The sequence below is a fragment of the Caballeronia pedi genome (assembly GCF_001544915.2).
Classification (GTDB): domain Bacteria; phylum Pseudomonadota; class Gammaproteobacteria; order Burkholderiales; family Burkholderiaceae; genus Caballeronia; species Caballeronia pedi.
Map to the genome: position 1 here is coordinate 140,558 of NZ_FCOE02000002.1, position 24,272 is coordinate 164,829.

Genomic DNA, 24,272 nt, shown 5'->3' on the forward strand with positions numbered 1-24,272 from the left:
CGCCAACGTTTGCGCTCCGTCGCACCTTGTCACGATTGCGCCACGGCACATCGCGACACGCCGGGAGTTACGTAACGGAACCGTGACGCGTTACGGTTATGTGGGGTGGCGCACATAAGGCAGGTTCGCATCGTTATGCCGTTTGCAGTATGTGCATGTCGATTCTGGAACATTTGTAATCCCGACTAGTGTCGATACTTCAATACGTGATCGTCGCGACGATCGTATCCATATAGTTACCCGCGCTCGGCGTCGCTTGCGGCAGCACGCGCGCATAGACGGTGATTGCCTGGCTCGCGCCGGTGCCGGTGCCGGCCACGGTCGCGGTGCCGCCGGTGCCATCGCCCCAAGGTGTCGTGAACGCGGCGTTCTGATAGAGCTGATAGCGCACCTGCTCGCTGCCGCCGGCCTTCGTCATGCGCCGGTCCGCGACGCTCGCGCCGCTGCCGCTGCCCGCCGAAAGCGCGATGGAGTACGGATCATCGCTGGTGCAGGCGACGCTCAGCGTGCCGCTCGCCGAAAGCGCGCTGTTCAGCACGCCTGCCGACCCGAAGTTGATGTTGGTCGCGGCAAGCGTGCAATCGTTGATGACGGTCGCCGATACCGTGAACGAAAGCGGATTCGAATTCGCCGTGAGCGTCGAGCATGAAGGTGCCGATAACAAGTACTGCTGATGCGTCATTTCGGCCTGCGTCGCACCGGAAAACGTCGACGTATAGACGCCCGCTACGAGCGATGTCTGTCCCGCGGGCATGCGCGCATAGAACGGAATCGTGCGGCTGCCCGACGCGATGCCGAGCGCGAGCGTGAGCGGTATATCGACCGCCACGGCGCCATAGCTCGCCGAACGGCGCGAGCCCCACACGGTGCTGCCGGTCGTATCGGCATAGAGGTTGTATTGCAGCGAGTCCGCGCCGTTCGCGGCGAGACGCGGCGAATACGACGCGCCTGCGCTGCCCGTGCCGATATTGATGCACGCGCGTACCGGCAAGGTCAGCACGAAACCGGTGCACGTCACCGTGACGGACCCCGATACGCTCGCGCTCGACGTCGTCGCGGGCGCGATCGAGCCGAAGTTGATGCTCGATATGGACGCCGTGCAGACCTGCGCGCGAACGGGCGCGATCGTGAGCAGAAACAGTGCGATGAAAAGCGCGAGGCGTGTCATCGCGATACGTCTGCGCAGGTGAACGGTCCGAGCGTCGGCAGAGCGTGGCCTTGCGCCTTGTAAGGCACACTCGCTTCGCAGTGCTTGCCGGCCACGAACGCATCGAGCATGTTCGCGCGCGCGAGGTCGTCGATGAAGGCGAGGCCGTCGTAACCCACCACATAGCGCTTGCCCGTTTCACGATGCGTAAGCTCGGTGCCCACAGGGAGTGGCTCGCCGTTCGCATCGACGAGTTGCAGTTGCGCGCCCGTGAAGCCGCGCAGCGGAAAACGCGCGAGCACGCCGGCGCGCGCCTGCGGCGCGAGATTGAGCTGCGTCGTGCCGACGGCGGTATCGGCGGGCAGGTCGAGCGGATCGATCGCGAGATGGTTCGCCTGATACGCGACGAGATCCGGCACGAGCAGATGTCCCGCGCGATTGGTCTTGCCGATCTCGCGGTTCTCGTGCAGCACGGGCACGTTCGCGACGCCATCGGTGGAGACGAGCGCGAAGGCATCGTCGATGCGGCGGCCCGCGAGCACGTCGCCCGCCATCAGGACGAGCGAGCCCGACGCGTCGAGCTCGCCGTACACGCGCGAGTCCACGTTTGCGACGGTCGCGAGCACATCGCCATAGCGCCCGCGATACGCGCCTTGCGCGAGCGACTGCTGGATGCCGTTCTGGCGCGCGGTCTGCACTTGCCAGCCGAAGCCGCCGCCGTAGTCGGCGGTCTTCGTGACGGCGGCGCCGAAGAGCGGCTTGCCGTGATCCGCGCCCGCATCGACGCTCGCATTGAGCGCGCCGCCGAGCGCAAAACTCAACGCGACGAACACGCCGGTGTTATGCGTGTCGCCGAAGTCGTGATACACGCTCGCGGAAAGCGACGTGCCGTGCGGCAGCGTCGTCGTGTAAGCGAGCGAGCCGATGCGCGAATCGCCGTAATAGGGATCGTCGAGCCCGACGAAGCTCGCGCTGGCGGTACTCGTCGAACCGAATACGCGCAGTGGCACCGCGAGCGTCGCGCGATAGGTCGAGCGCGGCACGGGCGTGCCTTCGGCGGAGGCGAGGTCGCTGTAATGCGCGGTGGCCTTCTGCGCTTGCAGATCGATGGAAAGCTCCGGCGTGCGCCATTGCCATCCCGCCGAAACCTGCATGCCGGAGCCGCCTTTGGTCGGCTGCACGACGATGGGCGTCGCTTCGTTCGCGAAGCCGTCGAAGAAGCCGGGCGGATACACATAGACCTGCGCGGTGTTCGCGCCGCCGTTGCCCGCGCTGCCCGCGAGCGAGACGTTGAACACGCCCGCCTGCCCGATACCGAACAACATGCCGATGCCCGCGTTGTACACGCCGCGCGTCGCTTCGCCGTGGGCTTCGAAGGTGAACGTATCGGTGATGCCGCGCCGCAGCGATGCGGAAATCGACGGATCGCCCGCATAGTCGAACGAGCGCAACGCATACGCACGCCGCACGAAACCGGCTTCGACGGAAAAATCGGTGAGGCCGCGCGCGAGCAGACGTGCATCGATGTAGAGCGGCACCGTCGTCATCACGCTGCGCCCGAGCACGTCGCGGCTCACGATGACAGCCTCGCCCGCGCCGTTGATGGCCGGCACGGCGTTGATGACGAACGGCCCCGAAGGCGCATTGCCGCTGAACTGGCGCACGTTGTTCACGTAGAGATCGACGGCGCTCGGCACCGCCGCCGAACCCGCGAGCGCGGGCACCGGATACGTGATCAGATCGGGGCGCAGGCCGAAATCGCGCGACACCTGCGCGCCGCCCATGCGTACCGGCCGCGTCCATGTGAGCGACGACGAGATCGTGTCGCCGAGACGCGTCGTCACGAGCGATGCGGTGTCCGAATGCGTCCACGATGTATCGAGCCGCACGTAGCGGCGTCGGTCGGCATACCAGTACGCGGTGCCGGTGTTGTCGAGCACGCCGCCGGGATAGAAGAAGCGTTGCTCGCTGTAGAGACCGTACTGCGTCGGCGAGTTGGTCTGCACGCTCGCTTCGTAGTTGATGACGAGGCCCGTGCCCGTCGCGGTCGTCGGCGGGCGCGCGGGCGTGTTGGCGAGCGAGGCGGGCAGGCGGCGCGCGTCGCCCGCATCGAAATCGATGCGCTGCCGCTCCGGCCGGTACGTGTAGCGCAGGCCCGGCACGAAACCGAGCGCGATGCGGCCTTGCGCGTCGGGCGGCAGATCGTCGGTTCTCAGGCCGATGTCGCGCAGTTCGTCGGCGGTGGAGTAGATCATCGTGTCGGTCACGAAGAATTGCGCGATCTTCTGCGTCGACGTGCCGTTGATCGCGACTTCCAGATACAGCTCGCCCGGAGCGTTCGATACGGCATTGCCCGCGACCGGCAGCGCGGCTTTCGATACGGCGGCGAGCATCGCGGGCATGTCATCCGCTCGCGTCTGCGCACACATCGACGCGAGCACGCAGAGCGGCGCCATCCAGCGTGTGCGCGGGTGTCGACGACGACGAACGTGGCATCGCATCCACGGCTCAGCGATCGGTCGGCGGCTCGCCAACGCTCACGCGCACCGTCACCGGCTCGCCGTTGACGAGCGCATGCACCGTCGCCGAGGTGACGTTCGCGGGCGCGTTCGGCACGGGCCAGCGGCGCGTCGCGCGCGGCAGCGCATAGCCGAGCAGGCCCGCGGACACGGGCGTCGACTGGCCGTTCGCCCAGTCGAGGCGCACGCGGCTCAGTTGCGCGTGGAGATCGCTGCGGTTCGACGCGCGCAGCATCAGCGGGGCGCCGTCCTGCGCGTTTTTTCGTTCGAGTGTCAGCGCAAGTGGTGGCGCGTGGTCATCGGATGCGCCCACGAACACCGGCACCGAATAGCGCAATTGCATGCGCACGCCCGTCGCCGACGCGGCTTGCCCGTTGGGTATCTCGTCGATCAGCAGACGGTAGGTCTCCTCGCGCTCGAGCGGCGCGTTGCTCACCCGCAGGATGCGGATCGTCTGGTCGCCATTGGGCGCGATGCGCACGATCGGCGGACTCGCGACGATCGCCGCCGTGCGTTCCAGATGGTCGTCGTCGAGCGACTGCGTCCACGCGAACACGCGCACCTGCGCATTGAGCGGCACGGAGCCGTCGTTGTGCAGCGTGAGCGCGGCGGCGGGCTTGTCGGCGGACAGATCGAGCCGGATCGGCGACACCTGCAACGCCGCCGCCGACGCGCCATTCGCCATCGACAGCCCCATGACCGACGCGAAAACGCAAGCGACAACGCGCCTCCCGAGCCGGCGCGCGGCCCGTTCAAACTGCGGATCGCGCATGCCTAGAACGTGATGGTCGCGGTGACGGTCGACGTATACGTGCCGGCGGCGGGCGTATTCTGCGGCGCGACGCGGCCATAGACCGTCAAGGTCTGCGCGGCGCCCGTGCCGGTGCCCGATTGCGTATCCGTGCCCACCGTCTGCCCCCAGACGAGCGTGCGCGCGGCATCCCGATAGAGCTGGTAGCCGACCGTCGGCGCGGGCGTGCCGGTGCCCGAGAGCAGGCGGTTCGGAATGGTCGAGCCGGTGACCGAGCCCGCGTCCAGGCCGACGTTGTACACGGCGCCATTGGAGCAGGTGACCGAAAGCGTCGTGGTCTGGTCGATGTTCGCCGCGATGACGCCCGAGTTGCCGAAGTTCAGCGCATTGGCCGCGATCTGGCAATCGTTCTGCAGCGTGAGGGAGACCGTGAAAGTGGTGGTGCGCGTGGCGGCGCCAACGCCGGATGGAATGAGCGGCCCGGTGGCCAGCGCGAGTGATACGAATGAAACCGCGATCGACTGACGACGCATTCTTCACCTCGTTATTTTTTTAGGTGTCCGTGCTCGCCAACGTTTGCTTCATCTCCGTCGCTGCGCTGGCGTCTCGGTGGACGCTTTCATTTTTGTTTATTCTTCAGACATAAGACGTGAGAGATTGTAACGAAGCGAGGTAATTTCGACCGCATCGAAACATTGCGCTAGAACGCGATCTCGACGATCGCCGGATTGCCTTTGTCGTTGCCGCTGCGGTTGCGCCTGACTTCTGCCACGCGAAAGCTCGCGAAGTATTCGCCGGTCAGAATGCGGTACTGTCCGCCCGCCGAGCAGGCGACCGCCGGCTGGTGCGCGTTGGTGTCGAGGGTGCAGACATCGAAGATGGTGAGCGTGACGGGCAACTCGACGCTGCCGATGGCGGCGCGCGTCGACGAAGACGAGCCGATGACGAGCGCGAGCACGACGGCCCACGCCGCGAGCGAGCGAATGGGGAATGCCATGGAGTTCACGGAAAGCGGACGAAGGTCTGCGGCGCGCGGATGCGCCGCTTATCCTCGTTTACGGCATTTTTCCCGTGAACTTGATCGTCAGGCGGTCGCGGTCTCCGCGACCGGCCGCATGCGTTCCAGCGCGCTGCCGTCTTCGCGGAACAGATGCACGTGCCGGATGCTGAAGCCCGCGTTCAGCCGCTGTCCTTCCACCGCCGTCGATTCGCCCGAACCCTTCACCTGAATCACGAGTTCGTTGGGCAAACGCAAATGCAGCAGCGTCTCGCCGCCAAGATGCTCGATCACCATGACTTCGCCGGTGAGACCGCTGTCGATATCGCCGCCGCACGCTTCGATGAAGTGCTCGGGGCGGATGCCGAGCGTGAGCGTCTCGCCCGCTTTCACCGACGAACCCGCGAACGGCAGCGTGAGCGTCTCGCCGCCGGGCAGCTCGATGGTGACGCCGGCGGCATCGACACGCATCACCCGCACATCCATGAAGTTCATCTTCGGCGAGCCGATGAAGCCCGCGACAAAACGATTGTGCGGCGTGCGATACAACTCCAGCGGCGAACCGATCTGCTCGACACGCCCGTGATTCAGCACGACGATGCGATCGGCCATGGTCATGGCTTCGGTCTGATCGTGCGTGACGTAGATCATCGTTGCGTTGAGCTGTTTGTGCAGCTTGATGAGTTCGAGCCGCATCTGCACGCGCAAGGCGGCATCGAGATTGGAGAGCGGTTCGTCGAAGAGAAAGACTTTTGGCTCGCGCACGATCGAGCGGCCGATGGCGACGCGCTGACGCTGTCCGCCCGAGAGCGCCCGCGGACGCCGTTCGAGCAACTGACCGATCTGCAGGATCTCCGCCGCGCGATGCACGCGCTCCTTGATCTGCGCTTCGGGCAATTTGAGCATGCGCAGCCCGAACGCGATGTTCTCGTACACCGACATGTGCGGATAGAGCGCATACGACTGGAACACCATCGCGACGCCGCGGTGCGATGGTTCGAGATCCGTGACGTCCTCGCCGCCGATCAGGACTTGCCCTGAGTCGATGCGTTCGAGTCCGGCGATGCTGCGCAGCAAGGTGGATTTTCCGCACCCCGAAGGACCGACGAAGACCATGAACTCGCGATCGGTCACTTCGATGTCGATACCCTTCAGAACATCCACGCCCGCAAAGCTTTTGCGGATCTGCTGCAAATGAACTGCGCTCATACGTGTCTCCTGTGTGCTGCTGCGGCAGCGCAGCATCGGATGCATCGTCGAATTTGTTCTTGACAACCTGTTCGCGCCAAAATATACAATTGTAAAACCGAAATTACAAGTGAAACGAAGGACGAGGGCAGACGAATCCGCAAGCCGTACCCGCTCGATAAAAACCAAGGAGACAGGCATGAAGAAGCGCTTCATCCCGGCCACGCAGCTCGGCCCGATCAAACACGTCGCGGCAGTCGCGCTATTGGCGGCGAGCGCGGCGTTCGCCGCATCGAATGCGCAGGCCTGGACTTTGAAGGAAGCGGCGCAGCCGTACTCGGGTACCACGATCAAGGCCATCTTTCTGGATCGGCCCGGCTACAAGGCCGCGCAACAACTTATCCCGCAGTTCGAGAAAGAAACGGGCATCAAGGTGCGCTGGGAAGTGATTCCCTACGAGAACACGCGCGAGAAGGAAGTGCTCAACTTCGTCGGCGGCGGCGATCAGGACATCGTGCTCGTCGACGTGGTGTGGATCGGCGAATTCGCGAGCAACAAATGGCTCGTGCCGATCAAGAAGTTCACCGACGACCCCAAGCTCGCGGACCCGAACCTGAACCTGAAAGGCTTCTTCCCGATCCTGCTCGATTCGTTCGGCACGTGGGACAAGGTCACCTACGGCCTGCCGTTCGATAACTATTCGGGTCTCATGTTCTACAACAAGTGCATGCTGAAGGATGCGGGCTTCGACGAGCCGCCGAAGACCTGGGACGAGTTGCTCACCACCTACGCGCCGAAGCTCACGAAGGGCGACAAGTTCGCTTTCGCGCTGCAATCGCGGCGCGGCGAAACGCAATCGGCGGATAGTTTCATGCGCGTGCTGTGGCCGAACGGCGGTTCGCTGCTCGACGCGAAGTTCAAGTCGAACCTGATGTCGGCGCAATCGCAGGCGGGGCTGGAATATCGGCAGAAGCTGATGAAGTACATGCCGCCGGGCATCGTCGATTTCGATCATGCGGAAGCGGTGAACGCGCTCGCGCAAGGCCAGGTCGCGATGATCACCGAATGGTCCGCGTTCTATCCGACGCTCACCGACCCCAGCAAGTCGAAGCTCGGCAACTGTCTTGCGATCACCACCGAACCGAAAGGCCCGGCGGGATTGAAGCCCGCGCTCGGCGGCTTCTCGCTTGCGGTGAATGCGAAGTCCAATGCGAAGAAGCAGGCGGCCTCGTGGCTCTTCATTCAATGGGTCACGTCGGAGGCCATGGCGAAGCCTTATCTCGAAGCGGGCGGCGTGCCGGCGCGCATGGCTATCTATCAGGACAAGGCCGTGCAGGACAAGTATCCGTTCGTGAAGCCGATGGTCGAATCGTGGCAGGGCGGCGTGCCGGATTATCGTCCGCGTTTCCCGGAGTGGCCGGCGGTGTCGGAAGTCATCGGCGAGTGGGGCAGCAAGATGATGCTCGGTCAGGTGACGGTCAAGGAGGGCGCACAGACCATCGGTCAGAAGACCGAGGACATCCTGAAGAAAGCGGGCTACTACGACGGCAAGAAGCCCTTGCTGAAGTAAGTTCAAGGAACCGGAGGCGATCGAATGGCATCACCCGCACTGCACGCGCGCGGACCGCGCAAGCCCGCGCGTTACTTCGGCATCCTGCCGCGTTCGCCCGCCTTCTGGTTTCTGATTCCCGCGATCGCCGCGCTCGCGATCATCGGCGTCTATCCGCTGCTGCTCGCGCTCTATAACTCGTTTCATCAGTACAAGCTCGCGGATCTCGCCTCGGGCACGCCATGGGTCGGCGTCGACAACTACATTGCGACGCTGACCGATCCGAGTTTCTGGGGAGCACTCGGGCGCACTGCGTTGTTCCTGTGCCTCACGCTGCCGATCGAAGTCGCGCTCGGCCTGTTCGCCGCGCTGCTGCTGCATCGCACGGACCTGCGCTGGATGCGCGCGGCCGCGCGCGTAAGCCTCGTGATTCCGATGGCGACGACGTATGCGGTCGTGGGCCTCATCGGGCGTCTGATCTTCAACCGGCAGTTCGGCGTGGCGAACTATCTGACGGGCCTGCTCGGCATTCCGCCGCAAGACTGGCTTGCGGACCCGACGCTCGCGTTCGTCTCCGTGATGATCATGGATATCTGGCAGTGGACGCCGTTCTGCGCGCTGATCCTGCTCGCGGGACTCTCGATGGTGCCGAAGGAAGCGGAAGAGGCCGCGCGCCTCGAAACCCCGAAGTGGAGCATGATCCTCTGGCATCTGCAACGCCCTTATTTGCTGCCCGGTCTCACGGCCATTCTCATTCTCCGTTCGGCCGACATGCTCAAGATGTTCGACGCCGTCTTCACGATGACGCGCGGCGGACCGGGCGCCGCGACGGAGTTCATCAGCGTCTATATCCAGCGCGTGGGCTTTCGTCTCTTCGATCAGGGCATGGCGTCCGCCCAGGCGATCATCCTGCTGATCCTGACGATCGTGCTGTCACGTCTTTATATCCGTTTCGTGTATCGGGAGGCCGCGTGAGTTCACCGACTTTGCAGACCACGCAACGCGCGAAGCGCGCGCGCGCGGCAAGAAAGCGCGCCACGGTATGGCATTTTCTCGGCCTCGTCGTCGTGTTCATGTCGTCCGTGTTTCCGTTCTACTGGATGGTCACGACGAGCCTGAAAAGCCAGGCCGACGCGCTCGCGTATCCGCCGAAATGGCTGTTCTCGCCGACCTTTCATCACTACTCGGCGGCGCTCTTCGAGCATGATGTCGCGGGCAGTCTTTTGAACTCGCTCATCATCGCGAGCAGCACGACGGTGCTCGCGATCCTGCTCGGCGCGCCCGCAGCCTACGCGCTCGCGCGCTATGAATTTCGCGGCAAGGAAGACCTGTGGTTCTGGTTCATCTCGAACCGCATGGTGAGCCCGGTCGTGCTCGCGGTGCCGTTCTTCCTGATCGCCACGAAGCTGGAACTCGTCGATACGCATATCGTGCTGATCCTGCTCTATCTGACCTTCTCGCTGCCGATCGTCGTATGGATCTGCACGGACCAGTTCCGCAACATTCCGGTTGAACTCGACGAAGCCGCGCGTCTCGATGGCGCATCGCCGTGGCGCGTGTTCTGGCGCATCAACCTGCCGCTCGCGATGCCAGGCATCGTGGTGTCGGCGATCTTCGCGTTCATCTTCTCGTGGAACGACCTGCTCTATGCGCTCGTGCTGACGCGCAGCGATGCGATCACATCGCCCGTCGCCGCAACGAGTTACATGAGCGGCTATGAGTTGCCGTGGGGCGAAATCATGGCGACGGGCACGCTGATCGTGCTGCCGATGGTGGTCTTCGCGTTGCTCGTCTCGGGCCGACTGGTGCAAGGCCTGACGATGGGCGCGGTGAAATAGAATCGCGTTCTTTGATTGAGCAACGAAACGACATGAGCAAGAGCGCACCGCCCATCGCCATCGCCGAAGTGGACGATTCCATCGACTCGGAAGAAGAGTTGCAGGCGCGCGTCGCGTGGCATTACTACGTCGGCAATCTGACGCAGCAGGAGATTGCGCAGCGCATCGGCAGCAACAGGGTGCGCGTGAACCGGCTGCTTGCGGCGAGCCGCGAATCGGGCCTCGTGCAGATCACGATCAACAGCAAGATCGCGCCGTGCGTCGCACTCGAGGAGGCGCTCGCGAAGCGCTTCGGCCTCGAATGCGCGGTGGTGGTGCCGAGCGGCGCGAACAACGAAGCGAACAACGCGGCGCTCGGCATAGGCGCCGCCGCCTATTTCGCGAAGCAGATCGTTGCCGGGCAAACCATCGGCCTGGGCTGGGGCCGCACGATCCGCGCCGTGCTGCGCGCAATGCCTCAGCGCACTTATGGCGCAGTGTCGGCGGTGTCGTTGCAGGGCGGTTTGTCGCATTGCCCGAGCATCAACACGTTCGACATCGTCTCGGACTTCGCGAACATCTGCCGCGCCGATGGTTATCTCTTCGCCGCGCCGATCTACGTGAGCAGTCAGAAGGCGCGCGACGTGATCCTGCAGGAAGACACCGTGCGCGAGACCTATGAACTCGCGCGCAATGCCGACCTCGCCTTGCTCACCTGCGGCGATCTGACGGAATCGCTGGTGGTGACCTACGGCATCGACAATCCCGAGCAGTTGCGCACGCTGCAAAAGGCCGGCGCGGTCGGCGACATGCTCGGTCATTTCATGGATGAGGACGGCGAGCTGATCGATCATCCGCTGAACCGCCGCACCGTGGCGATCACGCTGGACGATCTGCGCAAGATCAAACGCGTGATTCTCGTGAGCGGCGGCCAGAAGAAGTTTCATGTGACGCGCGCGGCGTTGCGCGGGCGCTATCCGTCCGTGCTCGTGACCGATGAAGACACCGCGCGACGTCTCTGTGATGAGCCTTGAAAAGGCCTTGAAAGACGACACCATGACGACCATCGACAGAAACCGCGAGTTCGCGGGCAAGACCGTGCTCGTCACGGGCGCGGGCAAGGGCATCGGTCATGCGACGGTTCATCTGCTGATCGAACGCGGCGCGCGCGTGATCGCATTGAGCCGCAGCGCAGCCGATCTCGACGCGTTGAAGCACGAGACGGGTTGCGAAACCATCGCCGTCGATCTCGCCGACGCCAACGCCGCGCGCGAAGCGGCGCGCAGCGTGCAGCCCGTCGATCTGCTGGTGAACAACGCGGGCATTGCCGTGCTGGAGCCGTTTCTCGACACGACCGTCGAAGCCTTCGACATGACCATGAACGTGAATCTGCGCGCCACGATGATCGTTGCGCAGGAGTGCGCGAAAAGCATGATCGCGCGCGGCGCGGGTGGATCGATCGTCAACGTATCGAGCCTGTCGGCGAACGTGGGCTTTGCGCTGCACGCGGCGTATTGCGCATCGAAGGGCGGACTCGACGCGATGACGCGCGTGATGGCCAACGAACTCGGCCCGCACGGCATCCGCGTGAACGCCGTGCTTCCGACCGTCACGATGACGCCGATGGGCGAACGCGCGTGGAGCGATCCCGCCAAATCCGCACCGATGCTCGCGCGCATTCCGATGAACCGCTTTGTTCAGCCGGTGGAAGTGGCGCGCACGATTGCTTATCTGCTCAGCGACGATTCGAGCATGGTGAGCGGCGTGAGCCTGCTGGTCGACGGCGGATTCCAGTCCTGCTGATACCGCAAATTTTCTATCAAAGGAACGACGATGGAAGCACTGGTTCTAGAGGAAGCAAGACGCATCAGCCTGCGTCCGTTCAGCCTGCCGCAGGTCGTGGGCCCGCGCGACGTGCGTATCAGGATTCATACGGTCGGCATTTGCGGCAGCGACATTCACTACTATCAGCACGGCCGCATCGGGCCCTTCGTCGTGAACGAGCCGATGGTGCTGGGGCATGAGGCATCGGGCACGGTCGTCGAAGTCGGCGAGGAGGTGAAGCATCTGAAGGCGGGCGATCGCGTGTGCATGGAGCCGGGCGTGCCGGACATGGAATCGCGCGCGTCGCGCGAGGGTCTCTATAACCTCGATCCCAAAGTGCGCTTCTGGGCGACGCCGCCGGTGCATGGCTGCCTCGCGCCTTTTGTCGTGCATCCGGCGGCGTTCACGTACAAGCTGCCGGACAACGTGAGCTTCGCGGAAGGCGCGATCGTCGAGCCGTTGTCGATCGGCTTGCAGGCCGCGAAGAAAGCCGCGATCAAGCCGGGCGATGTCGCCGTGGTGCTCGGCGCGGGCACGATCGGCATGATGTGCGCGCTCGCCGCGCTCGCGGGCGGATGCAGCCGCGCCATCGTGTGCGATCTCGTGCAGGAGAAGCTCGAACTGATCGGCGGCGTGCAGGGCGTCACGGCGGTGAACATCCGCGAAAAGCGCGCGCTCGACGTGGTGCATGAACTCACGGACGGCTGGGGCGCGGACATCGTGTTCGAGGCGAGCGGCAACGAGAAGGCGTTCGAAGGCATCGTCGATCTGTTGTGTCCGGGCGGCTGCCTCGTGCTCGTCGGCATGCCGCAGCGGGCGATTCCGCTCGATGTCGTCGCGGTGCAGATCAAGGAAGCGCGCATCGAGTCGGTATTTCGCTATGCCAATATTTTTCCGCGCGCGATTCAGTTGATCGCCTCCGGCAAGCTCGACATAAAGCCCTTCATTTCGCGGACCTTCCCGTTCGCGGAAGGCATCAGGGCGTTCGAGGAAGCAGCGAGCGGCGTACCGACCGACGTGAAGGTGCAGATCGTACTGGAACAGTAATTTCGCCACTCATATAACTATACGGAGACACGCCATGGCCGATTCAGAGATGACGGCGATAGTATGCCGCGCACCGAAGGATTATCGGGTGGAGCGCGTGCAGCGTCCGAGCGCCGCGAGAAACGAACTCGTGATTCGCATCGCCGCATGCGGCATCTGCGCGAGCGACTGCAAATGCTGGTCGGGCGCGAAGATGTTCTGGGGCGGCCCGAACCCGTGGGTGAAGGCGCCGGTCATTCCCGGACATGAGTTCTTCGGTTATGTCGAAGAACTGGGCGAAGGCGCGCAAGAGCACTTCGGCGTGCAGAAGGGCGATCGCGTGATCGCCGAGCAGATCGTGCCGTGCGCGAAATGCCGCTATTGCAAGTCTGGCGAATACTGGATGTGCGAAGTGCACAACATCTTCGGCTTTCAGCGCGAAGTGGCCGACGGCGGCATGGCCGAATACATGCGCTTTCCGCCGACGGCGATCGTCCACAAGATTCCCGATGGCATCTCGCTCGAAGACGCGGCGATCATCGAGCCGCTCGCCTGCGCGATCCATACGGTGAATCGCGGTGATATCCAGTTGAGTGACGTCGTCGTGATCGCGGGAGCCGGGCCGCTCGGCCTGATGATGACGCAGGTCGCGCATCTGAAGACGCCGAAGAAACTCGTCGTGATCGATCTCGTCGAAGAGCGTCTCGCACTGGCGCGCGAATATGGTGCGGACATCACGATCAACCCGAAAACCGACGACGCGTTGGAGACGATCCGCTCGATCACCGATCGCTATGGCTGCGACGTGTATATCGAAACGACGGGTGCGCCCGCGGGCGTGACGCAAGGGCTGGAACTGATTCGCAAGCTCGGACGCTTCGTCGAATTCTCGGTGTTCGGCGCCGATACGACTGTCGACTGGTCGATCATCGGCGACCGCAAGGAACTCGACGTGCGCGGCGCGCATCTCGGGCCGTATTGCTATCCGATCGCGATCGATCTGCTCGCGCGCGGTCTGGTCACGTCGAAGGGCATCGTCACGCACGGCTTCACGCTGGAAGAGTGGGACGAGGCGATCGCGGTCGCGAATTCGCTCGACTCGATCAAGGTGCTGCTCAAACCGAAATGATTGCGTTTGAAATCCGCGTCAGAAGGGCACTTCGCCGACGTGCCACAGCACGCCCGAAGGATCGAACACGAAGCCGACCTTCATACCCCAGCTTTGTATCGCGGGCGCGCGGGCAGGATTGACCGGAAAGCGCTCGCCCAGCGCCTCGGGATTCGTCTCGCGCCACCATGCATCGACATCGCGTACGAGCATTTGCAGCATGCAGTTTTCCGCGAATTCCTTCACATAGAAGTTCTGCAGGATGAAGCTGAAGCAGCCGGACTTCAGCATCGCGATGTTGTCGTCCTGATGCGTGACGCGAAAACCCAGCGCTTCGTAGAAGCGCTTGGACAGATCGAAGTCCCTGGCGGGAACGAAAGGACGCAGCGCGAGAAGTTGGTTCATCATGGAGAATCAGCGTGACGGAAGCGACAGTGTACCGTCCCGCCGATTCATTTCACGAGCCCGATGCGTGCAGGAAGATCTTATTGAACGTCCTGTTCCATTGGCCTCGTTCCTGCATCGTCATGGCCGGATCGACGAGCGCGACATTGACGCCCTGCATCGGCGATGCGACATTGCGATTCGTCGGCACATAGTCGCGCGACACGAGAATGCGCTGCGCATCGACCGATAACAGGTAGTCGTAGAGCAGCAGCGCGGCGGCCGGATGCGGCGCGTGCGTCAGGAGCGCGACGCCATTCGCGCGGGCCGCCGCCGGCTGCAATACGAACCAGTCGATCGGCGCGCCACGGCGCTTCGCCTGCGCGGGCATGTAGTTGTAGACCTCCAGCGCGAGCGGCACTTCGCCCGCCACCACGAGATTGTTCAGCAGCGAATTGCCCGTGCGCGCCGCGACGCCGTTCGTATCGACCAGCGTGCGGAAGAACTCGATGCCCTTGTCGCGACCCATTTGCGTCGCGACTGTCGCGAACCAGTCGGCGCTCTTGGCTTCGATGCCGAGTTTGCCTTTCCAGTGCGAGGCGAGCAGATCGTCGTAGGTCTTCGGCAGATCGGCGGGCTTGATCAGGCGCGTGTTGTATGCCTGCACCCACACGGACAACATCGTCGATGCCCATTGCCGATGCTCGGGCACGACATGCGGCGCAAGCTCCGCGAGCACCGGCGATGAAACCGGCGCAAGCAGCTTTTCGCGCCGCAGCGCATCGAGATACGACGAACCGGTATGCACCGCATCGACGATATAACGATGCCCCTGCGATTCCGCGACGATGCGTTGCACCACTTGTTCATCACCCGCGCGCCAGACATTGACCTTGATGCCGTAGCGCGACTCGAAAGGATCGATGAGCGGCGCGACATCGGGCTGCGCGATCGACGTATAGAAGTTCAGTTCGCCTTCTTCCTTTGCGGCCGCGAGAATTTTCTCGGCACGATCCGGACCTTCGTATGACGCCAGCGCGAGATTCGGCTGCGGCTGCGATTCTTTCGCGCAGGCCGCAAGCGGCAAACCAGCGGCGCCGAGTGCGAGCGTCGCCCCGGCAAGCCGTATCACGTCTCTTCTGGTCATTGTCATGGGGACGCGAACCTCCTTCTTCGTCATGATGACGCCGTTTCCGCGAAATTGCTTTGCCACACGCGTTCGAGCCGGGCGTTGAGCGCGTCGGGAAACGGGCCCATGCCGGAAACCGCGCATAGCTCTTTCAGTTGCTCCATCGAGGAGAATCCGCCCAGCGCCGTCGTCACGCCGGGATGTGCGAGCACGAAGCGAAAGGCGGCCTGCGCGAGCGATATGCCCGATTCGCGTGCAAGGAAACTCACGCGCGCGGCGCGCTCGCGCATCATTTCAGCATCGGCGGCGTTGCCGGAAACATCGCGCGCGAGCGGATGATGTCCGACGCCCGAGATGCTCTGATCGGACAGAAAGCCGCGTGCGAGCACGCTGTAGATCGCGGCGCCCGCGCCGGCGCGGTGAGCATCGTCGAGCACGGCGCCGCCGTCCTTGTCGACGGCAAGGTTAGCGGGCAGCACCATGCCCGCGCTCGGATTGAGCAGCGTGTAGGGCACGTTGAGCAGGCTGAACATGCCGGCTGCGAGCAACTCGCGCACGTAAGGCGCATCGTTGCCGCGACAGACGAAGCCGGCATACCGCACCTTGCCCGCATCGATGACACGCCTCACACCTTCGAGCACGCCGCGCGGCGCGAAGAAATGCTGCACGCCCAGCGTGTGATAGTCGCTGCCCACTGGCGCGCGCCTTCCGCACACGGGCGCGTTGTGAACCTGCAGCACGTCGAGATGATCGACGCCCAGTTCTTTCAGGCTCGATTCGACGGAGCGCACGACATGTCCGGCGATATCGTCGAGATTCTCCTCGCGTATTTCGACCTTCGAGTTGAGCAGCGGCCGCGCGTGAAGCGTGTGCAGCACGCGGCCCAGGTTCGCTTCGGCGCCGACGTAATCGGGTGCGACATCGAAGTAATTGATGCCCGCTTCGAGCGCGGCCTCGACGATGCGCAATTGCTCCTCGAAGCTGCCGCGCACCATGAGGCCTGCATTGCCGCCGCAGCCGAAGCCGATCTCGGATACCTTCAGGTCCGTGCGCCCGATGCTTCTGTATTTCATCGCGTGCCTCTTTCGCGCATGATCAGGTCGTGCTCGCGCTGGCTTCGCGCGCGGCGATTTCCGCTTCCTCGATGCGGCGATGCAAGTCCTTCACGTCTTCGATGATCGGGCCGTAGCGATCCGCATCGTCATTGAAGAAGCCGCGATGATAGAGCTTGCGAAAGTTATGCTTGAGCAGCGGCTTGCTGTAGTCCGGCGCCTCGCCCGAGCCATAGATGATTTCCGGCGATTCGTCGCGCCAGAAGTTGATCGGTTCGAGTCCTTCCTCGACGCGTCGAATCTGCTCGTCGAGCTGCCTGCGCAACAGCACGATGGGAATATCGGTGCGGCCGAGCAGTTCCTGCGAGCGATCGGTGATCGCGCCTTGTGCGTCCCATACGAGCGCGTCCTGCGCCAGCACGTAATCGAGAATCGGTTTGCCGCTTTCGTCGTAACGCGGCGGCTCGTAGTACGGCACGCTGTCCTGCTTCGGCGCATCGACGCCCGGCGGCGCGGCATAGACCTGATAGCAGATGTGGTACGTGTGCTCGTCGTCGATCGGCACGCGAATCTGATACTCGCTGCGCGGCGCGCCGGTCTTGCCGGTCTGCGTGAAGAACGGAAAGATCACGGTCGAATGTTCGCGCGTGTAGTCTTCGTCCGCGCCCAGATCCTTCGCATAGCGCACACCCTTCGAGATGCCGTGCTGGCTCGGATTCGCATACAGTTCCTTGATGCCGACGCCGGTCTTCAGCCGCGTATGCAGAGTATGCTCGGCGCGCGCGGAGGCTTCCTCGTAACGTCCCTGCTTTTCCAGCACGTACTGGAACATGTGGCCGTGCGCCCATGCGCTGTGCGTCGGATCGCCGGTGTTCTCATGACATTGCAGCCAGTTGCAGTCGATCTTCATGATGGCGATCTGGCGAATCGCGTTCGGCCATACGAAGAGATCCCAGCGCGGCAACGCGGGTGCGGGCAGCGGCCCGAGATACGCGAACACGAGCCCGCCCAGTTCCTGCACCGGATAGGCCTTCAGCTTCTGTTTGATCTCGCCGCGCGGCGTGGCTTCCATCGGCCGTTCGACGCATTTGCCGTCTTGATTGAAGAGCCAGCCGTGGTACGGGCAGCGCAGACCGCAGTTATCGGGAATGCCGAACTTCAATTCGACGTTGCGATGCAGACAACGATCACCGATTAAACCGAGCGTGCCGCTCTTGTCCTTGTAGAGCACGAGGTCTTCGCCAAGCACGCGCACCTTGTGCACAGGGTTTTCGTCGTCGAATTGCGAATAGGGCGCAATCGGAATCCAGTAGCGCCGCATCAGCTCTCCGCCCGGCGTGCCCGGGCCGACGCGCGTGAGTCTTTCGTTCATCGCTGCACTCAGCATGTTCCGTCTCCGTGTTCAGGTGAATGCAGATTAGGGTCCGTCTTGCGTTCTGACAAGCGGCACAAATTCTGTTGGACAGAACCAATCCATCGGGCTATAAATTTCATCATGAACGACTGTGAGGAGACAATGCGATGAACCTCGATCACCCGACGCAGGCGGCGGATGCGTCATTCGATGAAGCGAACGAGATCGACGACAAGCGTCCGCGCGTCGAAGCGGTCGAGCGTTCGCTCGCGATTCTTCAGTGTTTTCGCCTGCCGGGCGAGGCATTGTCGCTCGCGTTGCTCGCGCAGCGTTCGGGCTTCTACAAGAGCACGATCCTGCGGCTGTGCGCGTCGCTCGTGCACATGCGCTTTCTCGATCGCGACGCGAGCGGTCACTTCACGCTGGGCCCGGAACTGCGGCGTCTCGGCGCGCTGAGCCAGGCCGACGTGAGTCTCGAAGATCTCGTGCGTCCCGCGCTGCAGAAGCTGTCGACCTTCACGCGCGAGACCGCATCGTTCTATGTGCGTGACGGCGACGAGCGCATCTGTCTCTATCGCGTGAATTCGCCGCGTTCGGCGCGCCATCATCTGGACGAGGGTTCGCGTCATCCGTTGAAGGGCGGTGCGGCGGGCCGTGTGTTGTGGGCGTTCGATCCGCAATCGCGCGGCGAGGAAGCGAGTATGCCGGTGCGCGCGCGCGGCTGGGTCGTATCGAAGGGAGACCGCGATCCCGATCTCGCGGCGGTTGCGGTGCCGCTTTTGAACGAGCGTGGCGAACTGCTCGGCGCGCTGACAGTATCAGGCTTGCTCACGCGCTTCACGACCGATCAGGTGAAGGTGTTCCGCAAGATGCTGCTCGATAGTGCCGCTGCGCTCAAGCCGCGCTTGCCGATGAAGAGCGTGCTTGCGAGCGTCGCGCATCGCGTCGGACAGGATTGATCCCGCGGCGCGACGACGCCGCACGTATGGAGGAGTGGTTTCATGTCTTTGCAGATGAACGCAGCCGATGCGCCGATCAACATGCGCGTGACGGCCATCCGTTACGCCGCCGACGACATCAACGTCTACGAAATCCGCCGTCCCGACAACGCGGCATTGCCGCGCGCGGAGCCGGGCGCGCATATCGACGTGCATATGCCGAGCGGGCTCATGCGGCAGTATTCGCTCGTGACCGCGGATGGCGATGAGCGGGCGTATCTCATCGGTATCAAGCGCGATCGCGCGAGCCGAGGCGGATCGCGATTCATGCACGAGCAATTGCGCGTGGGACAGATGCTCGATATCGGCGGACCGCGCAATAACTTTCCTTTGTGCGAGACGGCTTCGCATACGGTGTTGATGGCTGGGGGGATCGGCATTACGCCGATCTGGTGCATGGCGCAGCGTCTGATGCGATTGAACCGGTCGTTTGAGTTGCACTACGCGTGCCGCGAGCGGGGCGAGGCCGCTTTCCTCGATACCTTGACTGCGTTGCCGCAAGCGCGATTGCATTTCGATTCTGAGCAGAATGGCCGCGTGCTCGATATGGCGGAGATCGTGGCTCGTGCGCCGGAGGGCGCGCATTTTTATTGCTGCGGGCCGCAGCCGATGCTCAAGGGCTATGAAGAAGCTACCGCTTCGATTGATCCGGAGCGGGTGCATATCGAATACTTCGCGCCGAGGGCGGTTGCTGCTTGTGATGGCGGGTTTGTCGTGCAGTTGCATCGCACGGGGCAGCAATTCGAGGTGCCTGCTGGCAAGACGATTCTTCAGGTTTTGCGCGAAGGCGGGGTTGCAGCGCCTTATTCTTGCGAAGAAGGGATTTGCGGAGCTTGTCAGGTGGATGTGGTGGAAGGGACGCCGGATCATCGGGATAGCGTGCTCACCGAGCGCGAGCGGGCTTCTTCGCGGACTATGTTGATTTGTTGTTCCGGGGCGAAGAGTGAGCGGCTTGTGATTGATTTTTGATTTTGTTTTTCGAAAAGCGAAGTCCCACCGGCATCTCGCGTAAAAGCCTGCTGGATGACGTGGAGCTTGAGTTGAGAGCATTGTCCGACGACCCCCCGGACATTTAGGCACAATCACATTGCCTGCAAAAAACTCAACGCCCATGCGACCCGCCGACTCCGCCATCACCGCCGCGCTCGAATGCCGCCGCCTCACGAAAACCTACCCCGGCGGCCGCATCGTCCTCGACGCGCTCGACTTCGCGCTCGGCGCCGGCGAGTTCGTCGCGATCATGGGCGATTCGGGCGTCGGCAAGTCGACGCTGCTCAATCTGATCGCCGGTCTCGACACAGCCGACAGCGGCGACGTGCTGATCGACGGCGCATCAATCTCCACCCTCTCCGACGACGCCGCCACGCGCCTGCGCCGCCAAAAGCTCGGCTTCGTGTTCCAGGCGTTCCACGTGCTACCGCATCTGACGCTCTATCAGAACGTCGCGGTTCCGCTGCTGCTCAACGGCATGCCGCCCGCACCCGCGCGCGCGATGCTCGCCGCCGTCGGCCTCGACGGACGCGACGGCGACATGCCGCGCCAGCTCTCCGGCGGCGAACTGCAGCGCGTCGCGATTGCGCGCGCGCTGGTGCATCGGCCGCGTCTGCTGCTCGCCGATGAGCCGACCGGCAATCTCGATCCGCAAACCGCGCACGAAGTGCTCGAACTGCTGCGCGCCGAAACGAAGGCGACGCAAGCCGCCACGGTCATGGTGACGCATTCGGAAGCCGCCGCCGCGTTCGCCGATCGCGTGGTGATCCTGAGCGACGGCGCACTGCACGCCGCGACGCTGGCCCGATGAGCGATATCGCCGTCACGCGCCGCACGTCCGACACGCTCACGCGCTGGCTGCTCGGCGCGCAATGGCGCAGTCATCGGGGCCGCGCGGTCGTCGCCATGCTGACGATCGCGCTCGGCGTCGGCCTCGGCTACGCGGTGCAACTCATCAACGGCGCGGCCTTCAACGAGTTTTCCGCTGCCGCGCGCAGTCTGTCGGGACAGGCGGATTTACAGGTGCGCGGCGCGCAGCCTTTCATCGACGAGAACCTGTATCCGCGCCTCGCGACGCATGACGGCGTAGCGGTCGCGAGTCCGGTGCTCGAAGTCGATGCCGCCGTGCCCGGCAGGAACGCGCCGCTCAAGGTGCTCGGCATCGACGTGTTTCGCGCGAAGCGTATCGCGCCGGATCTGACCGGCGTGCCCGCGCCGGACGCGTCGCTCGATGCACTCGCCGATGACGCGATCTTTCTTTCGCCCGCCGCGCAGACCTGGCTCGGCGTGCGCGACGGCGGCCAGGTGGAATTGCAGAGCGGCACGTCGCCGGTACGATTGCGCGTTGCGGGTGGCATCGCGCGCACGCGGCCGGGGCAGCGCATCGCGGTGATGGACATCGCCGCCGTGCAGACGCATTTCTCGATGACAGGCAGACTCTCGCGGATCGATCTGCAACTCGCGCGCGGCGTCGATCGCGATGCGTTCCGGCAGACGCTGCAACGCGAACTCGGCGCGCGTCTCGTCGTGACCGAAACGCGCGACGTCGAGAGCCGTACCGATCGGCTCTCGCGCGCATATCGCATCAACATGAACGTGCTCGCGCTCGTCGCGCTGTTCACCGGCGCGTTTCTCGTGTTCTCGACGCAGGCGGCGGGCGTCGTGCGCCGCCGCGCGCAATTCGCGATGCTGCGCGTGCTCGGCATGACGCGCACGTCGCTCGTGCGGCAGATCATGCTCGAAGGCGCGCTTCTCGGCGTCGTCGGCGGCGTGCTCGGCATCGCGCTCGGCTTCACCGTCGCGGCGCTCGCGCTGCGTTTCTTCGGCAGCGATCTCGGCGGCGGCTACTTTCCGGGCGTCGAGCCGCGTGTCGCGTTCGAGCCGGTCGCCAGCGCGATCTTTCTCGCGCTCGGCATCGGCGTGGCGCTCGCGGGCACGCTCGTGCCGGCGCTCGAAGCGGCGCGCGCCCGGCCCGCGCCCGCGCTCAAAGCCGGCAGCGAGGAAGCCGCGCTCGCGCCGCTCGGCACGCCGTGGCCCGCGCTCGCGTGCCTCGCGGCAGGCGCGGCGCTCTCGCAGGCGCCGCCCGTTTTCGATGCGCCCGTCGGCGGATACATGGCCGTCGCGTTGCTGCTGGTCGGCGGCATCGCGCTGATGCCGCGCCTCACCGCGATCGTGTTCCGACGCGCGATGAAACCGCGCGGCGCCGTCGCGACGCTCGCGCTCGCGCGTCTCGCGAATGCGCCGGGCCAGGCATCGATCGCGATGGGCGGCGTTCTATCGAGCTTCACGCTGATCGTCGCAATGGCGATCATGGTGACGAGCTTTCGCGTGTCGGTGGAAGACTGGCTCGCTCATCTGCTGTCGGCGGATCTGTACGTGCGGATGGCGTCGAGCGGCGACACCGGCGGCTTGCGGCCCGATCAGCAGATGCGCATCGCCGCTGCAAACGGCGTCGCGCATGCGGCGTTCACGCGCGCGTCGAAACTGACGCTCGATGCCGCGAAGCCGCCCGTCGCGCTGATCGCCCGCGAACTCGATGCGGCCGATCCCGGCGCGGCCCTGCAAATGACCGGCGAGGTGTTGCCGCCCGCCGCGTGGCGCGCAGGCGAAACGCCCGTGTGGGCCTCCGAAGCGATGGCCGATCTGTACGGCTATCGCGTGGGCGAGCGCGTGAGTTTGCCTGTCGGCGGGGCGCACGAGCGCTTCGTCGTCGCGGGGATCTGGCGCGATTACGTGCGGCAGACGGGCGCGTTGCAGATGCGTCTCGCCGATTACCGGCGACTCACCGGCGACACGACCGCCACCGATATAGCCGTCACCTTGCGCGCGGGTTCGAGCGCCGCGCAGGTCATCGAAGGCATCAAGAAGCTGCCGTTCGGCGACACGCTCGAATTCTCCGAGCCCGGCGAGATTCGCGCGCGCACGCTGACCATCTTCGATCGCAGTTTCGCCGTGACGTATCTGCTGGAGGCGGTCGCGATCGTGATCGGTCTGTTCGGCGTCGGCGCGACGTTTTCGATGCAGACGCTCGCGCGCTCGCGCGAATTCGGCATGCTGCGGCACGTCGGCGTGACGCGCGCGCAAATCCTCGCGCTGCTCGCGTCCGAAGCGGGATGGCTCACGCTGCTCGGCATCGCGATGGGCTGCGTGCTCGGCTTCGCGATCAGCCTGATTCTCGTGTTCGTCGTGAATCCGCAGTCGTTTCACTGGAGCATGTCGCTGCATGTTCCGTGGACGATGATCGCGGTCATCGCGTGCGTGATGCTGCTGTCGTCGTGCGCGACGGCGGTGCTGTCGGGAAGGCGCGCCGTGTCCGTCGATGCGGTGCGCGCCGTGCGGGAGGACTGGTGATGCGCCTGTGGCTTCTTCTCGCATGGCTGATCTCGGCGAGCGCATTCGCTGATGAACCCAAGTTCGCGCCCGTCGTGCCAGGACACGCGATCGAATGGCCGAAGGACAGCGGCGCGCATCCGCCGTATCGCACGGAATGGTGGTACGCGACCGGCTGGCTCGACACGCCCGATCATCAGCCGCTCGGTTTCCAGATCACGTTCTTTCGCTCGAATACCGGCAGGAAGCCGGGCGCGAGTGCGTTCGATCCGTCGCAACTGATCATCGCGCACGCGGCGCTGTCGGACCCGGCGTATGGACGGCTGGTGCACGATCAGAACATCGCGCGGCAGGGTTTCGGTCTCGCGTACGCGAAAGACGGCAACACCGACGTGAAGCTCGACGCGTGGCGCATGACGCGCGCGGCGGATGGCAGATACACGGTCATCGCCGATGCCGCCGGCTTCGCGCTCCATCTGACCTTCACGCCGACGCAGCCGCCGATGATCCAGGGCGAGCAAGGCTATTCGCGCAAGGGTCCGTCGCCGGAACAGGCGAGCTACTACTACAGCGAGCCGCAACTGAAGGTGACGGGCAGCGTGACGCGGCCATCGGCTGCGGGAAAGGCGAATGCGAGCGTCGCGGTGACGGGCCGCGCGTGGCTCGATCACGAATGGTCGAGCACGCTCCTTTCGTCCGATGCGGCGGGCTGGGACTGGCTCGGCGCGAATCTCGACGACGGTTCCGCGCTGATGGCGTTCAAGGTCCGCGCTCGCGACGGACGCGCCGTGTGGGCGCACGCCGCGCTGCGCGAGCCCGATGGCCGCATGCGGCAATTCGGCCCCGATGATGTCGAGTTCACGCCGCAGCGCCAATGGCGCTCGCCGCGCACGAACACGCTGTATCCGGTCGCGATGAACGTGCGCGTCGGCGGGATGCGGTGGCGGCTGAATCCGCTCATCGACGATCAGGAACTCGACTCGCGCGATTCGACCGGCGCGTTGTACTGGGAAGGGGCGGTGACGCTGGAAGGGGACGGCAAGCCGGGGCGCGGGTATCTCGAACTGACGGGCTACGCGAAGACGCTGGAGGTGGAGAAGCGGTGAGAT

Annotated in this window: 22 protein-coding genes; 12 read left to right on the forward strand and 10 right to left on the reverse strand. The window is 64.2% G+C overall.

Features of this window, described 5'->3' with window-relative positions; translation table 11 throughout:
• Window positions 1–199: 199 nt before the first annotated feature.
• The 6 genes from AWB80_RS03305 to AWB80_RS03330 all read right to left on the reverse strand — a co-directional run bounded on the left by AWB80_RS03305 (window position 200) and on the right by AWB80_RS03330 (window position 6,623).
• Window positions 200–1,168, reverse strand: a complete 969-nt coding sequence (locus tag AWB80_RS03305) for a Csu type fimbrial protein (RefSeq protein ID WP_061173217.1) — start codon at window positions 1,166–1,168, stop codon at window positions 200–202.
• Window positions 1,165–3,603, reverse strand: coding sequence for a fimbria/pilus outer membrane usher protein (locus AWB80_RS03310; protein WP_061173218.1), 2,439 nt, complete (start codon window positions 3,601–3,603; stop codon window positions 1,165–1,167). The genes AWB80_RS03305 and AWB80_RS03310 overlap by 4 nt, the downstream gene beginning before the upstream one ends.
• 52 nt (window positions 3,604–3,655) lie before the next feature.
• Window positions 3,656–4,363: a fimbrial biogenesis chaperone gene (locus tag AWB80_RS03315; protein ID WP_244206374.1), complete on the reverse strand. Its 708-nt coding sequence runs from the start codon at window positions 4,361–4,363 to the stop codon at window positions 3,656–3,658.
• Between the two features lie 77 nt (window positions 4,364–4,440).
• Window positions 4,441–4,950, reverse strand: a complete 510-nt coding sequence (locus AWB80_RS03320) for a Csu type fimbrial protein (protein WP_061173219.1) — start codon at window positions 4,948–4,950, stop codon at window positions 4,441–4,443.
• Window positions 4,951–5,117: 167 nt separating this feature from the next.
• The gene (locus AWB80_RS03325) at window positions 5,118–5,414 is read right to left on the reverse strand and encodes a hypothetical protein (protein WP_061173220.1); all 297 of its coding nucleotides are present in this window, start codon (window positions 5,412–5,414) and stop codon (window positions 5,118–5,120) included.
• An 87-nt stretch (window positions 5,415–5,501) separates the two neighbouring features.
• Window positions 5,502–6,623, reverse strand: coding sequence for an ABC transporter ATP-binding protein (locus AWB80_RS03330; RefSeq protein WP_061173518.1), 1,122 nt, complete (start codon window positions 6,621–6,623; stop codon window positions 5,502–5,504).
• 178 nt (window positions 6,624–6,801) lie between these two features.
• Between AWB80_RS03330 and AWB80_RS03335 the strand changes: the two genes are divergently transcribed.
• Genes AWB80_RS03335 through AWB80_RS03365 form a run of 7 tightly spaced genes read left to right on the forward strand, consistent with a single transcriptional unit; the run spans window position 6,802 to window position 13,947 of the window.
• Window positions 6,802–8,172, forward strand: coding sequence for an ABC transporter substrate-binding protein (locus AWB80_RS03335; protein WP_061173221.1), 1,371 nt, complete (start codon window positions 6,802–6,804; stop codon window positions 8,170–8,172).
• A gap of 24 nt (window positions 8,173–8,196) precedes the next feature.
• On the forward strand, window positions 8,197–9,126 hold the full coding sequence (locus AWB80_RS03340) for a carbohydrate ABC transporter permease (RefSeq protein ID WP_061173222.1): 930 nt from the start codon (window positions 8,197–8,199) through the stop codon (window positions 9,124–9,126).
• 11 nt (window positions 9,127–9,137) lie between these two features.
• The gene (locus tag AWB80_RS03345; RefSeq protein WP_208635602.1) at window positions 9,138–9,989 is read left to right on the forward strand and encodes a carbohydrate ABC transporter permease; all 852 of its coding nucleotides are present in this window, start codon (window positions 9,138–9,140) and stop codon (window positions 9,987–9,989) included.
• Window positions 9,990–10,021: 32 nt separating this feature from the next.
• Window positions 10,022–11,002, forward strand: coding sequence for a sugar-binding transcriptional regulator (locus AWB80_RS03350; protein WP_061173224.1), 981 nt, complete (start codon window positions 10,022–10,024; stop codon window positions 11,000–11,002).
• Window positions 11,003–11,024: 22 nt separating this feature from the next.
• The gene (locus tag AWB80_RS03355) at window positions 11,025–11,771 is read left to right on the forward strand and encodes an SDR family oxidoreductase (protein WP_061173519.1); all 747 of its coding nucleotides are present in this window, start codon (window positions 11,025–11,027) and stop codon (window positions 11,769–11,771) included.
• A 30-nt stretch (window positions 11,772–11,801) separates the two neighbouring features.
• Complete coding sequence (locus tag AWB80_RS03360; RefSeq protein ID WP_061173225.1) at window positions 11,802–12,839, forward strand: NAD(P)-dependent alcohol dehydrogenase; 1,038 nt, start codon at window positions 11,802–11,804, stop codon at window positions 12,837–12,839.
• A gap of 34 nt (window positions 12,840–12,873) precedes the next feature.
• On the forward strand, window positions 12,874–13,947 hold the full coding sequence (locus AWB80_RS03365; protein ID WP_061173226.1) for an alcohol dehydrogenase catalytic domain-containing protein: 1,074 nt from the start codon (window positions 12,874–12,876) through the stop codon (window positions 13,945–13,947).
• 18 nt (window positions 13,948–13,965) lie between these two features.
• Here the strand turns inward: AWB80_RS03365 and AWB80_RS03370 are convergent, their stop codons facing one another.
• From AWB80_RS03370 to AWB80_RS03385, 4 genes are read right to left on the reverse strand one after another with little or no spacing between them, the layout of a single operon-like run.
• Window positions 13,966–14,334 (reverse strand): VOC family protein, encoded by a 369-nt coding sequence (locus AWB80_RS03370; RefSeq protein WP_244206375.1) that lies wholly within the window; start codon window positions 14,332–14,334, stop codon window positions 13,966–13,968.
• 49 nt (window positions 14,335–14,383) lie between these two features.
• Entirely contained in the window at window positions 14,384–15,463 is a 1,080-nt protein-coding gene (locus AWB80_RS03375) for an ABC transporter substrate-binding protein (RefSeq protein WP_061173521.1), read from the reverse strand.
• A 23-nt stretch (window positions 15,464–15,486) separates the two neighbouring features.
• Window positions 15,487–16,512, reverse strand: a complete 1,026-nt coding sequence (locus tag AWB80_RS03380; protein ID WP_061173227.1) for an aldo/keto reductase — start codon at window positions 16,510–16,512, stop codon at window positions 15,487–15,489.
• A 22-nt stretch (window positions 16,513–16,534) separates the two neighbouring features.
• Window positions 16,535–17,878: a Rieske 2Fe-2S domain-containing protein gene (locus tag AWB80_RS03385; protein WP_061173228.1), complete on the reverse strand. Its 1,344-nt coding sequence runs from the start codon at window positions 17,876–17,878 to the stop codon at window positions 16,535–16,537.
• A gap of 134 nt (window positions 17,879–18,012) precedes the next feature.
• On the opposite strand from AWB80_RS03385, the gene AWB80_RS03390 reads away from it, so the two are divergent.
• The 5 genes from AWB80_RS03390 (at window position 18,013) to AWB80_RS03410 (ending at window position 24,269) form a co-directional block, all read left to right on the forward strand.
• Complete coding sequence (locus tag AWB80_RS03390; RefSeq protein WP_061173229.1) at window positions 18,013–18,804, forward strand: IclR family transcriptional regulator; 792 nt, start codon at window positions 18,013–18,015, stop codon at window positions 18,802–18,804.
• 42 nt (window positions 18,805–18,846) lie between these two features.
• Complete coding sequence (locus AWB80_RS03395) at window positions 18,847–19,812, forward strand: PDR/VanB family oxidoreductase (protein WP_061173230.1); 966 nt, start codon at window positions 18,847–18,849, stop codon at window positions 19,810–19,812.
• A gap of 142 nt (window positions 19,813–19,954) precedes the next feature.
• The gene (locus AWB80_RS03400) at window positions 19,955–20,644 is read left to right on the forward strand and encodes an ABC transporter ATP-binding protein (RefSeq protein ID WP_061173231.1); all 690 of its coding nucleotides are present in this window, start codon (window positions 19,955–19,957) and stop codon (window positions 20,642–20,644) included.
• Window positions 20,641–23,184, forward strand: coding sequence for an FtsX-like permease family protein (locus AWB80_RS03405; RefSeq protein WP_061173232.1), 2,544 nt, complete (start codon window positions 20,641–20,643; stop codon window positions 23,182–23,184). The genes AWB80_RS03400 and AWB80_RS03405 overlap by 4 nt, the downstream gene beginning before the upstream one ends.
• Window positions 23,184–24,269 carry a lipocalin-like domain-containing protein gene (locus AWB80_RS03410; RefSeq protein ID WP_061173233.1) on the forward strand — a complete coding sequence of 362 codons (1,086 nt, stop codon included), beginning with the start codon at window positions 23,184–23,186 and terminating at the stop codon, window positions 24,267–24,269. The genes AWB80_RS03405 and AWB80_RS03410 overlap by 1 nt, the downstream gene beginning before the upstream one ends.
• Window positions 24,270–24,272 lie beyond the last annotated feature (3 nt).

Coding starts and splice junctions, on each gene's coding strand:
- AWB80_RS03305 (WP_061173217.1), bottom strand. CDS start 1,168: ATGACACGCCTCGCGCTTTTCATCGCACTGTTTCTGCTCACGATCGCG.
- AWB80_RS03310 (WP_061173218.1), bottom strand. CDS start 3,603: ATGGCGCCGCTCTGCGTGCTCGCGTCGATGTGTGCGCAGACGCGAGCG.
- AWB80_RS03315 (WP_244206374.1), bottom strand. CDS start 4,363: ATGGGGCTGTCGATGGCGAATGGCGCGTCGGCGGCGGCGTTGCAGGTG.
- AWB80_RS03320 (WP_061173219.1), bottom strand. CDS start 4,950: ATGCGTCGTCAGTCGATCGCGGTTTCATTCGTATCACTCGCGCTGGCC.
- AWB80_RS03325 (WP_061173220.1), bottom strand. CDS start 5,414: ATGGCATTCCCCATTCGCTCGCTCGCGGCGTGGGCCGTCGTGCTCGCG.
- AWB80_RS03330 (WP_061173518.1), bottom strand. CDS start 6,623: ATGAGCGCAGTTCATTTGCAGCAGATCCGCAAAAGCTTTGCGGGCGTG.
- AWB80_RS03335 (WP_061173221.1), top strand. CDS start 6,802: ATGAAGAAGCGCTTCATCCCGGCCACGCAGCTCGGCCCGATCAAACAC.
- AWB80_RS03340 (WP_061173222.1), top strand. CDS start 8,197: ATGGCATCACCCGCACTGCACGCGCGCGGACCGCGCAAGCCCGCGCGT.
- AWB80_RS03350 (WP_061173224.1), top strand. CDS start 10,022: ATGAGCAAGAGCGCACCGCCCATCGCCATCGCCGAAGTGGACGATTCC.
- AWB80_RS03355 (WP_061173519.1), top strand. CDS start 11,025: ATGACGACCATCGACAGAAACCGCGAGTTCGCGGGCAAGACCGTGCTC.
- AWB80_RS03360 (WP_061173225.1), top strand. CDS start 11,802: ATGGAAGCACTGGTTCTAGAGGAAGCAAGACGCATCAGCCTGCGTCCG.
- AWB80_RS03365 (WP_061173226.1), top strand. CDS start 12,874: ATGGCCGATTCAGAGATGACGGCGATAGTATGCCGCGCACCGAAGGAT.
- AWB80_RS03370 (WP_244206375.1), bottom strand. CDS start 14,334: ATGATGAACCAACTTCTCGCGCTGCGTCCTTTCGTTCCCGCCAGGGAC.
- AWB80_RS03375 (WP_061173521.1), bottom strand. CDS start 15,463: ATGACAATGACCAGAAGAGACGTGATACGGCTTGCCGGGGCGACGCTC.
- AWB80_RS03380 (WP_061173227.1), bottom strand. CDS start 16,512: ATGAAATACAGAAGCATCGGGCGCACGGACCTGAAGGTATCCGAGATC.
- AWB80_RS03385 (WP_061173228.1), bottom strand. CDS start 17,878: ATGCTGAGTGCAGCGATGAACGAAAGACTCACGCGCGTCGGCCCGGGC.
- AWB80_RS03390 (WP_061173229.1), top strand. CDS start 18,013: ATGAACCTCGATCACCCGACGCAGGCGGCGGATGCGTCATTCGATGAA.
- AWB80_RS03395 (WP_061173230.1), top strand. CDS start 18,847: ATGTCTTTGCAGATGAACGCAGCCGATGCGCCGATCAACATGCGCGTG.
- AWB80_RS03400 (WP_061173231.1), top strand. CDS start 19,955: ATGCGACCCGCCGACTCCGCCATCACCGCCGCGCTCGAATGCCGCCGC.
- AWB80_RS03405 (WP_061173232.1), top strand. CDS start 20,641: ATGAGCGATATCGCCGTCACGCGCCGCACGTCCGACACGCTCACGCGC.
- AWB80_RS03410 (WP_061173233.1), top strand. CDS start 23,184: ATGCGCCTGTGGCTTCTTCTCGCATGGCTGATCTCGGCGAGCGCATTC.